Origin of the sequence: Actinoplanes sp. NPDC051411, from assembly GCF_040682075.1 — a bacterium.
Classification (GTDB): domain Bacteria; phylum Actinomycetota; class Actinomycetes; order Mycobacteriales; family Micromonosporaceae; genus Actinoplanes.
The window spans coordinates 1-17996 of the sequence record NZ_JBFBAD010000178.1 but is presented as its reverse complement, the minus strand read 5'-3'; the positions used below and the strand labels follow the sequence as shown (position 1 = coordinate 17996).

General features: G+C 67.4%; 15 protein-coding genes and 2 pseudogenes. 8 read left to right on the top strand and 9 right to left on the bottom strand.

Annotated features, from left to right (window positions below; genetic code table 11):
- The 7 genes and pseudogenes from AB0M88_RS48530 to AB0M88_RS48500 form a co-directional block, all read right to left on the bottom strand.
- The coding region (locus tag AB0M88_RS48530; RefSeq protein ID WP_364114272.1) for an SDR family NAD(P)-dependent oxidoreductase at window positions 1-362 on the bottom strand (362 nt) is incomplete at its 3' end.
- A gap of 261 nt (window positions 363-623) precedes the next feature.
- Window positions 624-1322: a hemerythrin domain-containing protein gene (locus AB0M88_RS48525; protein ID WP_364114270.1), complete on the bottom strand. Its 699-nt coding sequence runs from the start codon at window positions 1320-1322 to the stop codon at window positions 624-626.
- A gap of 151 nt (window positions 1323-1473) precedes the next feature.
- Window positions 1474-2103 (bottom strand): zinc-binding dehydrogenase, encoded by a 630-nt coding sequence (locus AB0M88_RS48520; RefSeq protein WP_364114268.1) that lies wholly within the window; start codon window positions 2101-2103, stop codon window positions 1474-1476.
- Between the two features lie 150 nt (window positions 2104-2253).
- The gene (locus AB0M88_RS48515; RefSeq protein WP_364114266.1) at window positions 2254-3708 is read right to left on the bottom strand and encodes an MFS transporter; all 1455 of its coding nucleotides are present in this window, start codon (window positions 3706-3708) and stop codon (window positions 2254-2256) included.
- Window positions 3709-3811: 103 nt separating this feature from the next.
- The gene (locus AB0M88_RS48510) at window positions 3812-5137 is read right to left on the bottom strand and encodes an amidohydrolase family protein (protein ID WP_364114264.1); all 1326 of its coding nucleotides are present in this window, start codon (window positions 5135-5137) and stop codon (window positions 3812-3814) included.
- A gap of 1152 nt (window positions 5138-6289) precedes the next feature.
- Window positions 6290-7381, bottom strand: coding sequence for an FAD-dependent monooxygenase (locus tag AB0M88_RS48505; protein WP_364114262.1), 1092 nt, complete (start codon window positions 7379-7381; stop codon window positions 6290-6292).
- A gap of 47 nt (window positions 7382-7428) precedes the next feature.
- Window positions 7429-7530: pseudogene (locus AB0M88_RS48500) on the bottom strand (SDR family NAD(P)-dependent oxidoreductase); the annotation flags it as partial.
- Window positions 7531-7641: 111 nt separating this feature from the next.
- Between AB0M88_RS48500 and AB0M88_RS48495 the strand changes: the two are divergent.
- The 6 genes and pseudogenes from AB0M88_RS48495 to AB0M88_RS48470 all read left to right on the top strand — a co-directional run bounded on the left by AB0M88_RS48495 (window position 7642) and on the right by AB0M88_RS48470 (window position 12377).
- Entirely contained in the window at window positions 7642-7974 is a 333-nt protein-coding gene (locus AB0M88_RS48495) for a LysR family transcriptional regulator (RefSeq protein ID WP_364114260.1), read from the top strand.
- A gap of 29 nt (window positions 7975-8003) precedes the next feature.
- Window positions 8004-8066: pseudogene (locus AB0M88_RS48490) on the top strand (hypothetical protein); the annotation flags it as partial.
- 76 nt (window positions 8067-8142) lie between these two features.
- A complete protein-coding gene (locus AB0M88_RS48485; protein WP_364114274.1) occupies window positions 8143-8643 on the top strand; it encodes a LysR substrate-binding domain-containing protein in 501 nt (166 codons plus the stop codon).
- Between the two features lie 11 nt (window positions 8644-8654).
- Window positions 8655-9320, top strand: coding sequence for a hypothetical protein (locus AB0M88_RS48480; protein WP_364114258.1), 666 nt, complete (start codon window positions 8655-8657; stop codon window positions 9318-9320).
- Between the two features lie 289 nt (window positions 9321-9609).
- On the top strand, window positions 9610-10203 hold the full coding sequence (locus AB0M88_RS48475; RefSeq protein WP_364114256.1) for a hypothetical protein: 594 nt from the start codon (window positions 9610-9612) through the stop codon (window positions 10201-10203).
- Window positions 10200-12377, top strand: a complete 2178-nt coding sequence (locus AB0M88_RS48470) for an Rv1355c family protein (RefSeq protein ID WP_364114254.1) — start codon at window positions 10200-10202, stop codon at window positions 12375-12377. The genes AB0M88_RS48475 and AB0M88_RS48470 overlap by 4 nt, the downstream gene beginning before the upstream one ends.
- A gap of 26 nt (window positions 12378-12403) precedes the next feature.
- Here the strand turns inward: AB0M88_RS48470 and AB0M88_RS48465 are convergent, their stop codons facing one another.
- Both AB0M88_RS48465 and AB0M88_RS48460 read right to left on the bottom strand, forming a co-directional pair.
- The gene (locus AB0M88_RS48465; protein ID WP_364114252.1) at window positions 12404-12886 is read right to left on the bottom strand and encodes a cupin domain-containing protein; all 483 of its coding nucleotides are present in this window, start codon (window positions 12884-12886) and stop codon (window positions 12404-12406) included.
- An 875-nt stretch (window positions 12887-13761) separates the two neighbouring features.
- Window positions 13762-16365: a tetratricopeptide repeat protein gene (locus tag AB0M88_RS48460; RefSeq protein WP_364114250.1), complete on the bottom strand. Its 2604-nt coding sequence runs from the start codon at window positions 16363-16365 to the stop codon at window positions 13762-13764.
- 193 nt (window positions 16366-16558) lie between these two features.
- Between AB0M88_RS48460 and AB0M88_RS48455 the strand changes: the two genes are divergently transcribed.
- Together AB0M88_RS48455 and AB0M88_RS48450 are read left to right on the top strand one after the other, a co-directional pair.
- Window positions 16559-17053 carry a hypothetical protein gene (locus AB0M88_RS48455; RefSeq protein ID WP_364114248.1) on the top strand — a complete coding sequence of 165 codons (495 nt, stop codon included), beginning with the start codon at window positions 16559-16561 and terminating at the stop codon, window positions 17051-17053.
- A gap of 204 nt (window positions 17054-17257) precedes the next feature.
- A complete protein-coding gene (locus AB0M88_RS48450) occupies window positions 17258-17713 on the top strand; it encodes a hypothetical protein (RefSeq protein ID WP_364114246.1) in 456 nt (151 codons plus the stop codon).
- Window positions 17714-17996: the final 283 nt, after the last annotated feature.

The window sequence follows — 17996 nt, the reverse complement described above, 5'->3', positions numbered from 1 at the left end:
GGGCCGCGGAACAGCACCTGGTGGAACCGGTCGAACATCTCCTCGGTGACGTCCGGGAAGGCGGCACCGCCGCCGATTCCGGCGTTGTTGACGAGATAGTGCAAGGTGTCCGTCCGCCATTTGTCGCGCAGCAGTCCGGTGATGTCGTCGACGAAGCGCGGGAACGTGCTCGTGTCGGCGACTTCGAGGTAGAGCGCCGCCGCCGTGCCCCCGGCGGCCTCGATCTTCTGGACGGTCTCCTCGGCCTCGGCCTGGTGCCGGCGATAGGTGAGGATCACGCCGATACCGCGTTCGGCTGCCGCGACGGCGGTGGCCTGGCCGATTCCGGCGCTGCCGCCGGTGATAAGTGCAATCCGGGTCATGGTGTTTCTCCAGAACGTCGAGCGAATCCTTCTGATAACCAGCAAACACCCGGCAACGGCGCCCGCCGTAGACCATTAATCGCGGATTGTTGCCCAATCCTCCCGGCACCGCCTCCGGCGCGCGCACCCGTGTGGTTGCCGCGGTGAGCGGCACCGCCGCCGCTCCGGTGACATACGCACCAGCGACACCAGAACCGCCCGGCTGCAGTCGCTGGTGTGCCGGTACATCACCGTGGTGCGAAATGGCGCGCCTTAAAAAGATCAGCGGCTGAACAGCGCAGGGCCGTACGGCGGGGTTCGCGTGCCGTAGACGCGCTCGGCGTAATCGCCGTACGCCTTCGGAGCCACCTCGGCCAGAATTGGGCGCACCTCCTCGGGCATATTGTCGAAGGTGGTTTCGACGGCGCGCGGGTCACCCTGGTACATCATGAGGCCGAGAAGCACCGGTAGCTTCTCCGGACTTGTCTGGCTGGCGCCGTGCCTGACCATCGCGTCCCATTCGTCGGCGGAGATGTGCTTCTCGATGAGGGGCAGTACATATGCCACCTCCATGCCGAGGTGCTCTCGCAGAACAGGCAGCAGCTCGTCGAGAGTGCGCAATATGGCGTCGCGGTTCGCGATACTCGCGTCGGACCGCCAAGCCGGGATCTCCTTCGCCAGATCGTCGAGCCCGGCCGCGATGAGTTCGTGATGCTTCTCCATGCCGTGGACGAGAGGCCGGATCTCCTCCGGGCAACGCTCCAGCAGCGGCGGCCAGATCTCGAGGTCCTCGCCGTGATGGTGAAGGTGAAGCGTCTGGGCGATCAGCTCGATGTGATCAGCGACGATCTCCGCGCGCTCGCGGTCGCCCTCCGAAACACCACGCAGGAGCCCGGGCATCGCGCAGAATTCGCGGACAAACCCCGTGTGCACCATAACCATTTCCCGGGTCATCACTCCGGGTTCTTTCGCTTTCGTCATGTCAGCTCCGTCAAGTCGGTGTTCGTTGATCGTTTAAACGCACCGCAGCGGCGATCGTTCAATCACACAGGCCTGACGACCGGCGTCATGCCAGTCCAGAACCAACGCCACGCCGCATGAGTCGATCTTGGCGGGTGTGGCGGAAAACCGGTCAGTTCGGCAGCAGGACGATCTTGCCGCGGACGTGGCCGGCGCTGCTGTCGTCGAGAGCGGCCGCCACCTCGCGCAGAGGGTAGGTGCGCGAGACCGGTACCCGCAGGCGTCCCTGCTCGATGAGGGGGAGAAGGTCCCGGAGCGCCCGCCCGAGGTTTGGTCCACTGCCGCCCACGTGCATTTGAATGCCCGCGGTGGTGGCTTCGCGGAACGCCACGGCGAGAAGCTCGAGTCCGATCCAAGCCGCGCCACCCGCACCGGCCAGGCCGCCAGCCATTTCCCATGGCAGGGCGGCAGGCTTCGCGACCAGTGCCGCCGGGTCGGCGACTACGAACTGGCCGAAGGACGGGGGCGCCATACCGAGCACCTCGTCGCCGACCTTCAAACCGGTGACGCCGGGACCGACCTGATCGACGACGCCGGCCACGTCGTAGCCGAGACCGGCGGGAAACCGGACCGACAACTGCTCACGCATCTCGCCTTTCATGGTTTTCCAGTCGACCGGGTTGACGCCGGCTGCCCGTACCGCGAGCCGGACCTGACCCGGTCCCGCAGTCGGCGGCTCGACGTCCACCACCCGCAGCACATCGCTGTCACCGTATTCAGAGAACTGCACGGCGAGAGACAAGATTCTCCTTCAGTGGGCGTCCCAGCGCTCGAGCGCCTTGCCCGGTTCGTCCATCCGACAGATGTTGACGACGGCGGCCCCGGGATCCTGGCGGCCGTCGTTTACGAATCTGAGGAACCTGCTGCGCAAACCAGACGCATCTGGGTCGGCTCACTCGCTCTTGTCGCCGACGACGGTTCCGCCCGGCACTATGGCGAGTTCCGCGTGCTCCGGCTCGTCCCGGAGAGAAGACACGGATCGCACCGACGGAATCAGCAACGCGACGAACGAAGCCAGCACCAAACCCCCCGCGAGTACCGCGAACCCGGCTGTATAACCGGACGCTTCCGGCAGTCCGGTTCCGCCGAGATGCGCGGTGACGATGCTCGCCATCAGCGCTGACCCGATACTGCCGCCGATGGTGCGGATATTCGCGTTCATCCCGCTCGCCACCCCGGTCTGCGCAGGAGGCACCGCGCTGACGATCAGCCCGGACATCGCCGAGAACACCAGCCCGAACCCCACCCCCAGCACGGCGGTGGTCAGGTACAGCTCCCACTTCTGAGCATGGGCGAAGGCAAGGACCGTCATCGCCGCCGCGCTGATCCCGCAGCCGGCGACCACGACCGCCCGGCCGCCCAGACGCACGGCGAGCCGACCGGCGACGAGTCCGAGCAGGAACATGGTGACCGAGGACGGGAGGAGGATGAGACCGGATTCGGTGATGCTCGCGCCGAAGCCGTAGCCGGCGCTGCTCGGCGTCTGCACCAACTCCGGCACGAACGCCCACATGCCGTACATGCCGGCGCCGATGAACAGCGCGGTCAGGTTGCTCGTCCAGACCGCGGTCAGCCGCATCATCCGCAGATCGATGAGCGGACTGGCGGCCCGGTTCTCGGCGACGATCCAGGCCCCGGCGAGCACCACCGCGGTCAGCAGCAGGCCGACAACCTTCACCGACGCCCATCCCCACTCCGGGGCTTCGCTGAGCGCCAGCAGCAGCGCCACCAGCCAGGCCGACAGGAACACCGCCGGCAGCCACGAAATCCGGGTGCTCGTACGGTTCGCTGACTCCGGCACGAAGACGGCCGCCGCGACCGCGGCCAAGGTCATCAGGATCATCGGGAGCCAGAACAGCCACCGGTAGCCGAACGCGTCAACGATGGGGCCGGCCAAAAAGATGCCCAGACCGCCGGCCGCCGCGCCCAGCGCCGCGAGGATTCCGACCGCCCCGCGGACCCGGTCGTCGGGGAACTCGTCGCGGATGATGCCAAACGACAGCGGCAGCACGCCACCGCCCATGCCCTGGACGACCCGGGCCACGATCATCACCCCGAGATTCGGGGCGAGCGCGGCAACCAGCGACCCGACCGCGAGCGCGACCAGCGCGACCACGAAGATCCGCTTCTTCCCGCGTGCATCCCCGATCCGGCCCATAATCGGCGTGAAGATCGACGCGGACAGCAAGTTTGCGGTCAGCACCCACGTCACACCGCTCTGCGTGGTGTGGAGTTCGCCCTGCAGGCCGGTCAGAACCGGCAGCACGAACGACTGCAGAACCGTATAGGCAGCCAGTCCGACCGCGAGCACCGCGAACGTGGCCTGATAACCAGTACGAGAAGACACTAGCCCTTCCTTACCATGATCGATGGCTCCTCCACCGCGGCGTCCCCCGGCGGCTGGGTCAGCCCGCACCATCGACGACCGGGGTGCGCGGCCGAGCAGAGAGTCAGGAAAGTTCTTCCGACGGCTGGCCCTGGTCAGTGGGAACGGCGCCGTGCGGAGCGAAGGGATCGCTGCGAAGCCCGCGGGCGGTCATGAGCCGAGCGCGGGACTGTGCGGCGGCGCCGATGACCTGTTCCAGGTTGTGCCCGGTGAGTCGGCCGGCCCATTTGCGGACTTCTCCCGCCACGAAGACGGTGTCGACGTTGCCGCGGTTGGCGAACCCGATCAGGGCCGCGTAGGCGTTGTCGACCAGAGCGGTGTTGGTGTCGCCGGTGCGTACGAGAATGATGTCGGCCTGCATGCCGGCGGTGAGAGAGCCGGTGGTGCCGGCAAGGCCGGCGTTCGCGGCCCCGCCCAGCGTGGCGAATCGGAGAACGTCCTCCGGCGACAGGTGCTTGGCGTCGGCGTCGCCGGCGAACTGCTGTACGGCGGTCCGGCCACGGTGCACCGCGACGAGGTGTTGCAGCTCGATGAACATGTCGCTGCTGTAGCTCACCTCGTTGTCGGTGCTGAGTCCGGGCAGCAGGCCGCTGCGCAGTGCCTCATCGACCGGCGGCACGTATTGACCGAGGCCGAAATGGGCGTCCGAGCGGGTGCACAGGTTGACCGTGGCGCCGGCGTCGGCGATGAGCTGCCAGTCCCGATCGGGCAGATTGACGCAGTGGTTGAACGTGTGGTGAGCGGTGAGCAACCCTTCGCCCGCCAGCTCCGGCAGGTTCGTTACGTGCGAACCCATTTCGGTGGTGACCCACAGGTCGTTGTCGCGGGCGTATCGCCACACCTCGGATTCGGGGACCGCGTCCATCAGCCGCAGAGTGACCAGTCCGTCCGGGGACGGGAAGCAGGTGGCCCTCAGTTTGCCGGCGTCCCGCAGCCACTGCTGGGTGTCGAAGCCGCTGAACGGCGGCACGCCGTTGGCGTGGACGCCGCGGATGCCGGCATCGCGCAACCCGTCGATCGCGGCGACGCTGTGCTCGAACGTCCGGCTGTTGTGGGAATTGTCGATCACCGTGGTAACCCCGCCGTCGAGCGCGAGCAGAGCGGTGATGAGCGTGCCGAGATAGACGTCATCGGGCGTGTAGTAGGGGCCGTAACCCGTGTGGGTCAGGTCCATGTAGGTGGTGAGGTCGATCGCCGGTGCCATACCGCGCAGCTGGCCCTCCCAGGCGTGCACGTGCGCGTCGATCAGGCCGGGAAGCACGATGCAGTCGGCAGCATCAACCACGACCGTGCCGGCCGGCGCTCGCGCGGCCAGATCGGGACCCACGGCAACAATGACGTCGCCCTCGATCAAAACGTCACCGACCAGGTTGCCGACGGCGTCGTCCACGCTCACGATCGTCCCGCCACGCACCAGGACCGCCGGATAGCCGCCTTCGGCAAGCCGTGCCCCAGTCGCCTCGTCACGACCGTTCCCCGTACGCCCCGAACCAACGGCAGTGCCCGAAATCAGGGCATAGCGCTCCGATTTCATTTCCATGGTGAATCCTTTCCGTAAGAAGGCGTTACCCGAGTACCACCGGAATGACGTACGGAGACGCCCTCGGGCTGCTATGACCAACCGCGGGTTGTACGGCAATGGGCGCGTCAACGCGACACCCGGGTTACAGCGGTCCCCACTCGACCGAACCAAGCACGTCCCCCGGTCACCCGAACATGAATTCAGGTCTGGCAAGACCGGCAGAACCTCTGCTGACCAGAGAACACCCCGCGGCGCGACCGGTGTAGATCATTTCTCTCGAAACATTGCCTAATCCTCTTGGCTCACGCCCGGCTCTGGTTTGCGGGCGAGCGGAGCGCGGCTTCGTCACTGGTGAGGAAGGCGACAACCACAGCGATCGCGGCCGCCAGGCCCGTCCGGCGGAGAGGCGTCCGCGCGATGGCGCCGGCCAGTGCCGCCCAGGGGCCCGTGAACCGAGAGGTGGCTGCGGACATCGCCGCCAACCACGAGCCGGTATACACCCCGTTGAAGCCACGCTCCGGGTCCCGCTCGGTACGATCAGCCAGCCCGTTTGTCACCGCGCCCGACCGCAATGCGTGCCGCGGCTCAAATCGCAGCACTCACCGGGCCCCACTGGAAGCGCACGATACAAGAGCGCTGTCTCGCCCTGAGGTTGTTCATTCGCTCGCTCCCATGACGCCAATTTCGGCCGGCCGCTCAATACAACATCGTTGTGACGCAAAGAGGAAACGAAAAGTAGAGCTAGCGGATATCGCGATCGGAGATGACTGAGCCCTTCCAACCTGATCTTGCAGGTCAGCGCGCGTAGGCAACGGTCGCAGATCGATGAGGACGAGGCTCCAGCCAAGACAGCAATCGACCAAACCCGATGCCCCAACGGAGCCTCGCTCTTGCTGTCCTACCGTCCACGATCTCGTTGTCCAGCCGAACCCTCAACCACCTCGCCGACCGCATCCGCAGCCAGCGCCGATCCTGGTGGCGGCGCCTCGACCGCAGGATGAAAAAGCCCAGTAAATCGCTTCAGCCGGTCGAGCGGCCAGCCGTCATCCAGCGGTGGTAGCTGCAAAACTCCTTCACGTAGGTTTCCGGCTCTCCGGCGGCTTCGGCGATCCGGTCCGTCCAGCGGTAGATCTCGATGTACCGCTGGACGCGGTCGGCTTCATAGGCCCGCAACGCCGTCGGGATGTCGTTATTGCTCAGGAAGTCGGCGAGGACGGCGGCGTCTTCGACACCAAGGGAGGCACCCGATCCGATGTGTGGCGACAAGGCGTGCGCGGCGTCACCGGCGAGGGCGACGTGCGAGGAAACCCAGCGCGATTGCCGGGGAACAGACATGATGCGGTTGCGCACCACCCGGTCCTCCGGCGTCGCCTCAATGGCTTCCCGCAGGTAGAAGGGCCATCCTCCATCGTGGAGGTGTGGGACCCGGGCGAGAGCTTCCTCTTTGCTCGAGCCGCGCAGTGGCGGGGAGTTGAACTGGGCCAAGACCCAGAACACCGTGCCCTCCCCGCTGAGGACGACGGTGCTTCGGGTTCGTTCGCGGCCGACGACCATGAATTCCGAAGTGATCTCCGGGACGGCGCTAGCCGGTACGAGCCCGCGCCAGACCCGGTGATTCAGGTACTCCTGCGCGACCTCTCCGGGGGAAAGCCGCTCGCGAACCCGCGAGTAGACTCCGTCGGCGCCGACGAGCAGGTCGGCGTGCTCAGTGGTGCCGTCGGCGAATTCGACGACCACGCCGTGGTCCCGCTCCTGGTAACCCGTGACCTGTGCACTGGTACGCAAATGGTCAGGACCGAGCTCTTCGGCGAGCAGTTCGGTGAGCTTCCAGCGCCTTATCATCGTGGCTTCGATGCTGGCGAGTTTGCTCGAGTGCTCGTCGATGAACTGCCCCGCCGGGTTCCGATGCTGGATCACGCTCGGCCAGCCTGCCGCGCGGATTGCGGCGCCGACACCCAGCTTGTCGAACACCGTGAGCGCGTTGTCCCACAACCCGATCGAGGCGCCGATAGCGTCGATCTCTGGATTCTGTTCGCAGACCAAGGTGTCGAACCCCACTTGCCGAAGCGCGATACCGGCGGTTAGTCCGACGAGGCCGCCTCCGGCGACCACTACTCGCATAATCCTGGTCACAGGCTACTCCCGGGTGTGTAGTTGGTAGCGACCGCAGCTCCGTCCGCGGCCAGCCGCCGCACGATCGCTGCGCCGATGCCCCGGGAACCACCGGTGATCAGTGCTGTCTTGCCTTTGAGGTCGCTCATTTGGTCCCGCCCCCCAATCTGTCGTTCCGGTTGACCTGTCCACACAACCTGGCTGTAATGCACAACGGAAACGAACACTGGAGCTAGCGGTTATCGCGACGGGAGATGAGCGTGGAGTTGCGGCAGCTGGAGGTGTTCGTCGCGGTCGCGGAGGAGATGAGCATCACCCGTTCCGCCAAGCGGCATAACGTGGTGCAGTCCGCGATCTCGGCAACGCTGCGCAAACTCGAGCGGCAGCTGGGTGCCGAACTGGTGGCGCGCACCACCCACAAGGTCGAACTCACCGATGCCGGACGGTTGTTCCTGCCCGAGGCGCGGCGCACGCTGGCCGCCGCGGCCGAGGCGCGGCACGTGCTCGAGCAGCTGCGCGGAGGCCTGCGCGGCACGCTGCGGCTGGGCGTCATGCTGTACGACGGTGTCCTCGCCGTCAGCCCACCCGCCTGATCTCACACTTCGTCACTCATCACCCGGGCATGGAAATCCTCGTCCGAACCGGCACCAGCGCCGAACACGCCGAGGCGCTGCGACGCGGCCGACTGGACCTGGCCTACGTCGCACTGCCGCCCGACGACGCCACCGGGCTTGTACTGCACCCCGCTGCTCACCGAGACGATGGGCCTGGTAGTGCCCCCAAGCCACCGGCTCGCGGGCCGTACCCAGGTCGACTTGACCGAGCTTGCCGGCGAGCCGTTCGTGGAGGCGTCGGCGGCTTGGGGCACCCGCGTCGCCACCGACCGGGCGTTCGTCCGCGCCGGGGCAACGCGCACCATCCGCTACGAGATCGGCGACAACCGCGGGCTGCTCGACTTCGTACGGCACGGCCTCGGAATCGCGACCGTCCCGCGGTTGTTCGTCGATCCCGATCTGGTGTTCGTGCCGATCGCCCGCCATGCCCCCCAGCTCGTGGTCTCGCTGGCCACCGCGGACCGTGACGTCAGCATGCCGGCCCGCGAGCTGTTGCAAGCCAGCCGCCGGCTCGCCGACGAGTACCGTCAGTCAACCGTCGGGTCCGCGGCCACCGCGTCCGGTCGTATCACCGACTTGTCCGGCCGACCAACCGAAAGGCCATCAAAGCGCATCGGCAGCTGCACACTCAGCTCCTGGCTGCGCTGACGTCGGACACGGTGGCGATCGCTGAGGGGCCACATGACGTCGCCGCCTACGCGGCGGTCGACCGACTCCGACTCCCGGCGGCGCTGCCGGTGTCCGCGTTCGGGGTACGCATCGTGTGCGCGACCGGCGGTGACGGGGGCATCACCGTGATCCCGCACGTTGCCGAACTCGGCCGCGATCTCGGGTTCCGGGTAATCGCCCTCATCGATCACGACAAGCCTCACCATCAGTCGGGAACAGAGCTCAAGGCCGTGGTGAATGCACGCGATGTGGTGATCCGCCTGCCCGAGAAGGTCGCTATCGAGAAGGCAGTACTGTACGGAGTTCCCATGGATACGGTGCGCGCGGCGACCGCGGCTGTCACGGATCTGCTCGGCATTTCCGATCCCGCCGATGGCAAGGCCGACGACACCGCGCTCAACGCGGTCGTCTCGGCCCTGCACAGCTCGTCGTTTCACGAGCAACTCGTCGATGCCGCGATCGACCGGCGGTATACGGCATTGCGGCGTGGTTCGGACCTGGCCGCTGACTTCCGGGAGCTCGCCTACAGTTTGTACGCCCAGCCGGACGACGATGCCGCTCGCCGGGTGTATGCGGCGGCTTTCGGTCAGTGGCCCGCGGTGCATGCGGTCGTCGGAACCGTTGTCGCCTTGTCAACACCCGCTCGAAGTAAGTAGATCGAATTCCGGAGATAACGGATTCGCACCGAAGTCCGCGACTGCACCGTGGGCCCGTTACGCACGGTCCAGATCGGAGCCGGCTGAAAGATGATCTGAGTCACGCTCGCACGGACGGTTTGAACTGGCTCTCGGAGGGCCCGTTAGTCCGTTGACCAGCCGCGCGAAAGCTGCGGAGGAAGGAATCGGGATGAAGGTAAGGACTCGGTCGGAGCACCCGCCCCAGGCGACGGACGTCGCCCGGCAACTGGAGGGTCTCGCCCTCGCGGCCCATCGGCCGGGATCGTCGATGGTCGATGAAATACGGCGTTTCCGTGGGGAGATGATATGGGACGGTGGAGCGCGACCGGCGTTTCGGGCGCTCGACGGCCGTTTTATCGATCAGCACCCGGCCGACCCTGAGGCTTACCACCTGGTCTTGCGCAAAGCGGCGGGGCAGCCGATCATCGCGTGCATCGCCGGTGCGCCACTGGAGACGCTGCCGGAGAGTGTGGTCCGCAACTGGAACCGGATTCTGAGCGACCGTCTACTGGACGAACACGGCGTCGACGAATCCTCGGTTCTGGAAGGGGCTCGGCTGGTCGTCGCGCCGGAATGGCGTGGTCGTGGCGTCGGCCAGCTCATGGTCCTCGGCCTCGTCGCCGTGGGGCAGGCGATCGGACGGAGGCTGCTGTGGGGTACGCCCGGCACTCGCCAGCATCAGCATCGCCTGCTAATCGCGGCGGGACTGCAGGTCCGTGAGGAGTACGGCCGCCGTTACGTGCCGGAGTTGGCCGACACGCTCTGTGTCGTCGCCGGCGACCCGAATCAGGTTTCCCCGCGGGCCCGGGATGCGGTCGCACAGGTGAGGTCCGTTGTGGAGCAGACTCTGGAGGCGGCATGAACTGGCGACCCGTACTGTTCGACGGGGCTCCGCAGCGCGTGGATGAGGCCGCCGAGGTGCACGACACGCTCCTCGACCAGTTGCGGGAGCTCATTACCGCTCGCAACGCGGGCAAACGACTGACCGAGACGGACGTGGATCGGCTGGTTGCCCAGCATCTCCAAGGTCAGGCTCCCGCGGACTACGGGACGTGGGTGTTCTACCCGTGGAGCCGGTGTCTGGTCCACCTGCTCCCCCGGGACGAGTTTCGTGAACTACGCACCGACCGGAACCAATACAAGATCACACCTGACGAGCAACAGCGGCTCGCCGGCGCGAAGATCGGTGTTGTCGGTCTCTCGGTCGGAAACATGGCCGCGGTCACGCTTGCCCTCGAGGGCGTAGGTGGTGCGTTCCGGCTCGCGGATTTCGACCGGCTGAGCCTGTCCAATCTGAACCGCCTGCGTGGCGGTGTCGCCGACCTCGGTGTCGAGAAGACGGTGCTGGCCGCCCGGCAGCTGTACGAGATTGATCCGTGGCTGGACATCGAACTCTACCGGGACGGCCTGCGGGCAGCCGACGTCGATGACTTCCTCGCCAGCCTCGACCTCGTGGTCGAGGAGTGCGATGACCTGTCAGTGAAGGTGCTCGTCCGCGAGCGGGCCCGGGCGCTACGCATTCCGGTCATCATGGAGACCAATGACCGCGGCCTGCTCGACGTGGAACGCTTCGACCGGGAGCCGGAACGCCCGATCCTGCACGGTCTGGTCGGGGCGGCCCGGGCGGCGGACCTCGACGGTCTGACCGCCAAGGAGAAGGTACCGATCGTTCTCTCCATCGTGGACGCGGAAGGTGTCAGCTCTCGGATGGCCGCGTCGCTGATCGAGGTCGGAACCACCATCAGCGGCTGGCCTCAACTGGCCTCCGGAGTCGCCCTCGGCGCGGCTCTCGTCACCGATACCGCCCGCCGGATCGTGCTGGGCGAACACACCGAGTCGGGCCGCTACTACGTCGACCTGCCGGAGATCGTCGCGGACGGGCGGGCCGCGTTGCGGGTCGCGCAGCCGGTACTGCCGAATGTGGCACCGGTGGCCGCGTCCCCATCGGCGTCGGGAGAGTTGCCGGCTGCGGTGGCGGACCCGATCCGATGGATCGCCACGATGGGAACTCTGGCCCCCTCGGGGCACAACAACCAGCCGTGGCTCCTGCGATGGCGCGAGGCGGACTCCGTACTGGAGTGCCGCCACGACCCGTCCCGCGACCTGTCCGTGCTCGATTTCGAGCTCGGCGGCACGTGGCTCGCCTTCGGCGCGCTGGTCGAGAACGTCATCATGGCCGCCCGGCACCTAGGCTTCGTGGCGCAGGCGACAACCTGGCCCGACCCGGGCGATCCACGACTGGTGTGCGCCGTCCGTCTCACCTCCGGAGCGCCGGGCGTGACCGACCCGCTGCTGGCTCAGGTGCCGCACCGGATCACGAACCGCCGGCGCGGCACGGACATCGCGTTGTCCGAGCAGGCCGTGGCGGCGCTTCACGAAGCGTGCGGGGAAGGCCGGCTGCAACTCTTGCGGACTCGGCCGGAGCTCGCGGAGGTCGGGGCACTGGTTGGCGCCGGCGACCGGATCGCCCATCTCGATCCGGACACGCACCCCGACGTGACCGGCGCTCTGTTGTGGACGGAGGACGAGGTCCGGGCACGCCCTGACGGCCTCGATGTGGCCACACTCGAGCTGGACGCCACCGATCTCGCCGGCCTGCGCCTGGCCGGACAATGGCGAGTCATGGAGGCGCTTGCTCACCTCGGTGGCGGCCGTGCCCTCGAAGACCTCAGTCGTGGCCTCATCACCTCGTCGTCGGCCGTCGGCCTTGTCTCGGTTCCCGGCACGGACCGAAACGCCTACTTCGCGGCCGGGCGAGCTGTCCAGCGCACCTGGCTTACGGCGACGGCCTTGGGCCTGGCGATCCAGCCGGTCACCGTGCTTCCCTACCTGTTCGCCCGCCTGGACCGCGGAACCGGCGACTGCCTGGCCGAACGCTCCCGCACCGAACTGGCCGGGCTCCGCCCGCGCTTCACGCGCCTGTTCCGGACTCGCCCCGACCACGCCGAGGCGTTTCTCTTCCGGATCTCCGTCGCCGGTCCGCCGACCGCCCGGTCGTTGCGTCGCCCGCTGGAGGATGTCCTCACCATCGTCTAACTCGACAGAAGCGACGATTCGCCGCGTCAGGGAAGCCAGATGTTGTCGTGCTCCAGGTAGAACGCGGCGCGTTCCTCCTCGGTCATCTGCGCCACTCCGACGAGGCCCTCGAAGTAGCCTTCGCGCGGCGCACCCGGCGAGAAGTGCAACAGCATCGAGGCCGGCTGCCCGGATTCGTTCTTGAACCCGTGGATTCCGCCGGCCGGGACATGCACGTAGTCTCCGGGCTCGGCGTCGATCCAGCGGCGACCGTCGTAGATCCGCATAGTTCCGGACAGAATGTAGAACGACTCGGTCAGGGAACGGTGAAAGTGGGGGTCGGGCCCGGTCACGTCGGGCCCGCACTCCCACCGGTAGAGACCGAACAGCCCGCCGGTCGAACCGCCGGTGGACAGGTAGTGCACGCGGGTGCCATTCGGGTAGACAAGTTCCGGCGCTGTGCCGTCCGGCCGGTAGCCGGCGCTGATCTCGCCCTCGTCCCCGTGATACAGCGGAGGTGGATAGGTCATCGCCCCATCATGCCCCTGGGCAGACTCGGCCGTCGGCCGGCGGCGCTGTCACGCGCCGCTACCAGCTAAGTGAGACTAACGTCCAATCCGAGTGGATTTCCGGTAAGGCCACCCAGGCAAAGGGTGACAGGTGACAGCAGAAACCGACTTTCCCGGTTCATCGCCAACCCGCGCGCACCATGTCCGCGCGCACGCGCGCGTAGAGCCAACAAACCGGAACTCCTGTCACCCTGCACCGCAAGAGCCACCGTCGGCATGTCGAGGTTGAGGAGGGGCATCGGTCGTCACCTGCCGAGTCAAGGGATCTATAAGCGGCGTGCTTGACCCAGCAGAACGTCCAAGATCACGAAAAAGGCCTCCGACCTGCGGAGACCCCATCGCTGTCGGGCTGACAGGATTTGAACCTGCGACCCCTTGGTCCAAGCTCGCATCTGACGACTCACCCGCAGGCGAGCCCGCGACTTGCGACCACGGTGTGATTACCTCTCGTGTCGAGCTCCGGACACACTTTTAGTACATGATCCGCTTGGTGAGGCCTCCGCTTGAATCAGGCGGAGGCCCGGCTTGTATGTGAGCCGGATTCCGAGTTGCTGGTAGACATCGGCTGGGTCGCTTGTCGCAAGATCGTGGCTTTGCCGGACATGGCGCCGACCAGGGTGCTGATCTCGTCGACGGTCATGGTGCGGCGTCCCGTGATCTGGCGCAGGTCGGCCGCGGCAGTGGCCTTCTCCGCCTGGACCTGGGTGATCTATTGCTGCATCAGGGTCGGATCGGTGCCGGCACCGAGGGCGGCACGGTACCGATGTCGACCAGATGAGGAAGAAGCTGCTCGACGGCACCACACAGCCGGACAACGACTCATCGCCCAAGATCAATCACACAGTTTGCGCCAGAGCCCGGATCTGTTCGGCCTGTGGCATGCCCAGGTCGAGGTAGCGAGCCAGCGCATGGTGATAGTGCTGGCGGGCCTGGTCGAGGTCGCCGAGAGTGTGGTGGGCGCGGCCGAGCCCGGCGTGGGCGCGGGCCTGCTGGTCGAGTGCGCCGATGTCGGCGGCGACGCCGAGCGCGGCAGCGTGGTGGGTGACGGCGTGGGTGGGCTGGCCGGCGCCCTGGGTTGCCTCTCCCAACCCGTTGAGCGCATAGGCTTCGCCGTCGCGTGCGCCGGCCGTGCGGAAGATGGACAGCGCCTGTTGGTGGTGCTCGACGGCTTGCGTGGTTTGGCCGAGATGGGTGTGCAGGATGCCCAGGCTGTCCAGCGTCCACGCTTCACCGTCGCGGTCGCCGTGCTGCCGGTACAGGGTCATTGCCTGTCGGATGTGTTCAGCCGCCAGGGCGTAGTGGCCGATCCGCACCTCGACGTCGCCCAGGTTGCCTAGCATCGAGGCCTCCCCGAGGTGGTCGCCGGTCTGCCGGCACAAGGCGAGGGCTTGGCGGTAGCTCTCGGCGGCCGACTGGTGGTCGCCCAGCCGCGCCGCGACGAAGCCGAGGTTGCCCAACGCCCGGGCCTCACCGGTACGGTCACCGGCCTGCCGGTAGCGCGTCAGCGCCTGCCCGTGCCGGTCGGCGGCCCGCCGGTAGTGGCCCAGCCGCGCTTCGACAATGCCCAGGTTGGTCAGGACGCGGGCCTGGCCGGTGCGGTCCTCGGTCAGCTTGTGCAGGTCCACGGCGCGCTCGAAGTGGTCGACGGCCTGAGCGAACTGGCCGATCTGGACGTACGCGGCGCCGAGGTTGGTCAACGCGTGTGCCTGCCCCTTGGCGTCGTCGGTGGTGCGGGCGGCCCGGTAGGCGTGACCGTGGATGGTCAGGGCGTCGTTGTTGTATCCGCCGTTGAGGTAGCGAAAGAGAATGGTGGACAGCCGGGTGGTGTGGCTCGGCCAGCCGTGGGTGGCGGTGTGTCCAGCGGTCGCGACCAGGGTGGCGCGCTCGACGTCCAGCCAGTCACGGGCCGTGCCCGCCTCCGTCAGCACCGGAGTCGGGGTGGCCGGCGCCGCGATCCGCGGGCGCCGATGCGCCTCGGCGGGGTGCAGGGTGTCCATCGCGGCGGCGGTCGCGGCCAGGTAGTAGTCGAACAGGCGGGTCAGCGCCGCGTGCCGTTCGGCCGGCGGGTCTTCGTCGCCGGCCAGGTTGGTGGCGAAGGCGCGGACGAGGTCGTGCAGGGTGTACCGGCCGGGGCTCGCCTCCTGCAACAGGTGGTCGCGGCGCAGATCGCGCAGGTGCGTCTGTGTGGTGCGCAGGTCGAGATCGCACAGGGCTGCGGCGCCGTACGCATCGAAGTCCTGGCCGGGATGCAGCGCGGCCAGCCGGAGCAGCCGTCGCCGATCGGCGGACAGGCGTTGGTAGGACAGGTGGAGGGCGAGTTCCACACCGGTGTCCAAGCGGCGATCCCGACGGCGTTCGTCGAGCCGGTCGGCGTGATCCGTGAGGGTCCAGCCGGGCTTGCCGCGGATGTGTCCGATGACCAGTCCCAGGGACAGCGGCAGGTAGCCACAGCACCGGGCGATCCGGGCCGCGGCCTGTGGATCTTTGCCGACGGGGGTCCCGGACGTGGCCTGGGTGAGGAACACCACGGCCTCCTCCGCCGTGAACCCGTCCAAGGTCAGCTGGGTTGCGGGGGCCAGGGCGGTGAGGCTTCGCCGGCTGGTCAGCAGCGTGATGCAGCCGGGAGTGTCCGCGAGCAGTGGGCGGACCTGGTCCTCGTCGGTGGCGTTGTCCAGGATTACCAGCGTGCGCGTGCCGGCGACGCGACCGCGGAATGCGGCGGCGCGGGTGGGCAGATCGCGCGGGACCTTGTGACCGGGTACGCCGAGCAGGCGCAGGAAGCTGTCCAGGACGGCGGCGGGATCGGCCGGCGGCTGGGCCGGGTCGGGGTGGAACCCTCGCAGGTTCACGAACAGGACGTGCTCGAAGGGTCTCTCCCGGGCGAGCAGGTGCCCGGCGTGGACGGCGAGCTGGGTCTTGCCGACCCCGGCCATGCCCTCGATCGCCGAGATCACCACCGCGCCGCCGTCGTGCTGACCACCTAGCAGTGCGCTGCGCAGGCGGTCCAGTTCGACGGTGCGGCCGGAGAACTCGGCCAGGTCCTGGGGCAGTTCGTCCTGGACCCGGACGTGCGCCGCCGCCGTCGTCTCTCCGCCGATCACACGCATCGCCTGGCGCCACTGCGTCACGTACCCGACATCGGGGTGCAGGGCCTCCACCATCGCGATCACCAGGTCGGGGTTCAGCCGCCGCCGGCCGTACCGGAAGCTGTCCACCACGGTGGTCTTGCCAGCCAGCTCGCCGGTCGGTCGCCCGGCCGCGGACCACGCGGCGTTGATGCGGTCCTTGATGGTCTCGTACGACGGGTCGCCGGCCCAGACCTTCAACAGCCGCAGCCGTTCGACGATGTCGTCGAGGGTGAGGGCCTGTCCGGGGTCGGGCGGAGCCGCGAAGGTGTCGACCGGCCGATCGGCCGGCTCCCGCCGGAGCCCTGACGGCATGTCTCACCTCCTGATCGGGACTGATGTCCCGGGCGCGTCCCAGATTAACGGCGGTGGACGTGCGACCGCGGTCGGATTCGGTCGGTATACGCCGGCCGGTCCAAACGGTGGTGTTCAGTCGAGAAGGTCTGCCGTGCCCGGGAGGGTGCAAAGCAGCCGTATTCGCTGATGGAAGACACCACGGAGGAAAACAGTGCGAAACACACCTGCTCTGCGATCTCTGGCGTTGGTCGGGGCGATAGCCGCCCTCCTGATGGGACTCGCCGGCCCGGCGTCCGCTCAGGCCGCCTCGACGACCCGCACCGGCATGGTCGCGGCCCTGGCCGGTGGACCGTGCGGATCGTCCTACTCGCTGGTCACCCACTACGGCGAACACAGCCAGGCGACCGGCGAGCTCAACATGTACCTGGACGTCTATTACTCGTCCACTGCGAAGCGCAATTGTCTCGTCACCAACCACGCCGGCAGTGCGTACGGTCAGGTTCTGGACACGCTGGCGCGGATCCGGCCGTCGGGATCGAGTTGGCCTTCGTGCCCGAGCGTCGGCTGCGACGAGGGAAACTACAGGTACTACGCGGGACCGGTGTACACGCCGGCCGGCGTCGACATGTCTCACCGCTGCGTCGATGTCGCTGGATTGGTCGGCATCCAGACCGACCGGGTCCTGTCCGGGATCAACTGCGGCTGAGAATCTCCCGGTCCTGGCTCGGGCAGGCTGAAGAGCGGCCAGGGAAATCCGGGGTGGCCCGTCGGGGGCCACCCCGGTCGTCGCCGTACGTGTTACCGGAGCCTCCCTGTGCTTATGCCCCGCGCTGAAGAGGGCGTCGACCTTGCGGGGGCTGATCGGGCCAATCTGATGCGATCGGCTTGTCGGGTCGTGATCATCAGGAGCGTGGGTTATCTCGATCGTGGTGGTGAAGTTCCGGTTGTTGTTGAGGTCGGGGACTGGCTGCGGATCGACGCGGTCATGGACAACGAGATCCAGGACTTGCGTGAGAAATGCTGGGAGAGCGAGACTCCGGATCAGTTGAATCCGTTCTGGGTTGAGCTGACAGAGCTTGCGGAGAGCATCCGGCAAGCGGGTTGGGATCAGCTGCCGGACTGGCCCAAGACCTCGGCTGGGTTTCGATCTTGGCCGACGCCGGGCCAGACGCAGGAGATGCGTCTGGGTGCCAGGCAATGGGGACTGGTGGTGTCTGCTCTTGAACGGTGGGCGACCGTCGACGACAGTCTCGGCGAGGATGCCGACCGCGAGTCTGCAGCGTTTCTCCGCAGAGTCGCCGCGGTAGTGCGAACCCGTTTCGAGCAGATCGCTGGCCCACTTCCTGCTGTGCGGTCCGACTCGTAGCTCGTCGCCTTCAGACCTGGGTCCCAAATGCGCGCCCACGAGACCTCAGCACAGACAGACGGGAACCATACCCGCGCTCAAGTGGGGCCCGAACTCGGTTCTGTCCCGTGAAGAGTGATTGATCTTCGCATCGGTCGGCCAGGAGGACTTGTTAGCTCGCGGAGCTAGAAGCCAGCTCGGCCGTACGTAGCAGCATGGTCGGGTGAGATCCGGCCGGCGTTGCCCGAGCGCTCTCGCGAAGGGCAAGCCCGGCCGGCTTTACAACAGGGCGGCCCGGCTCGGC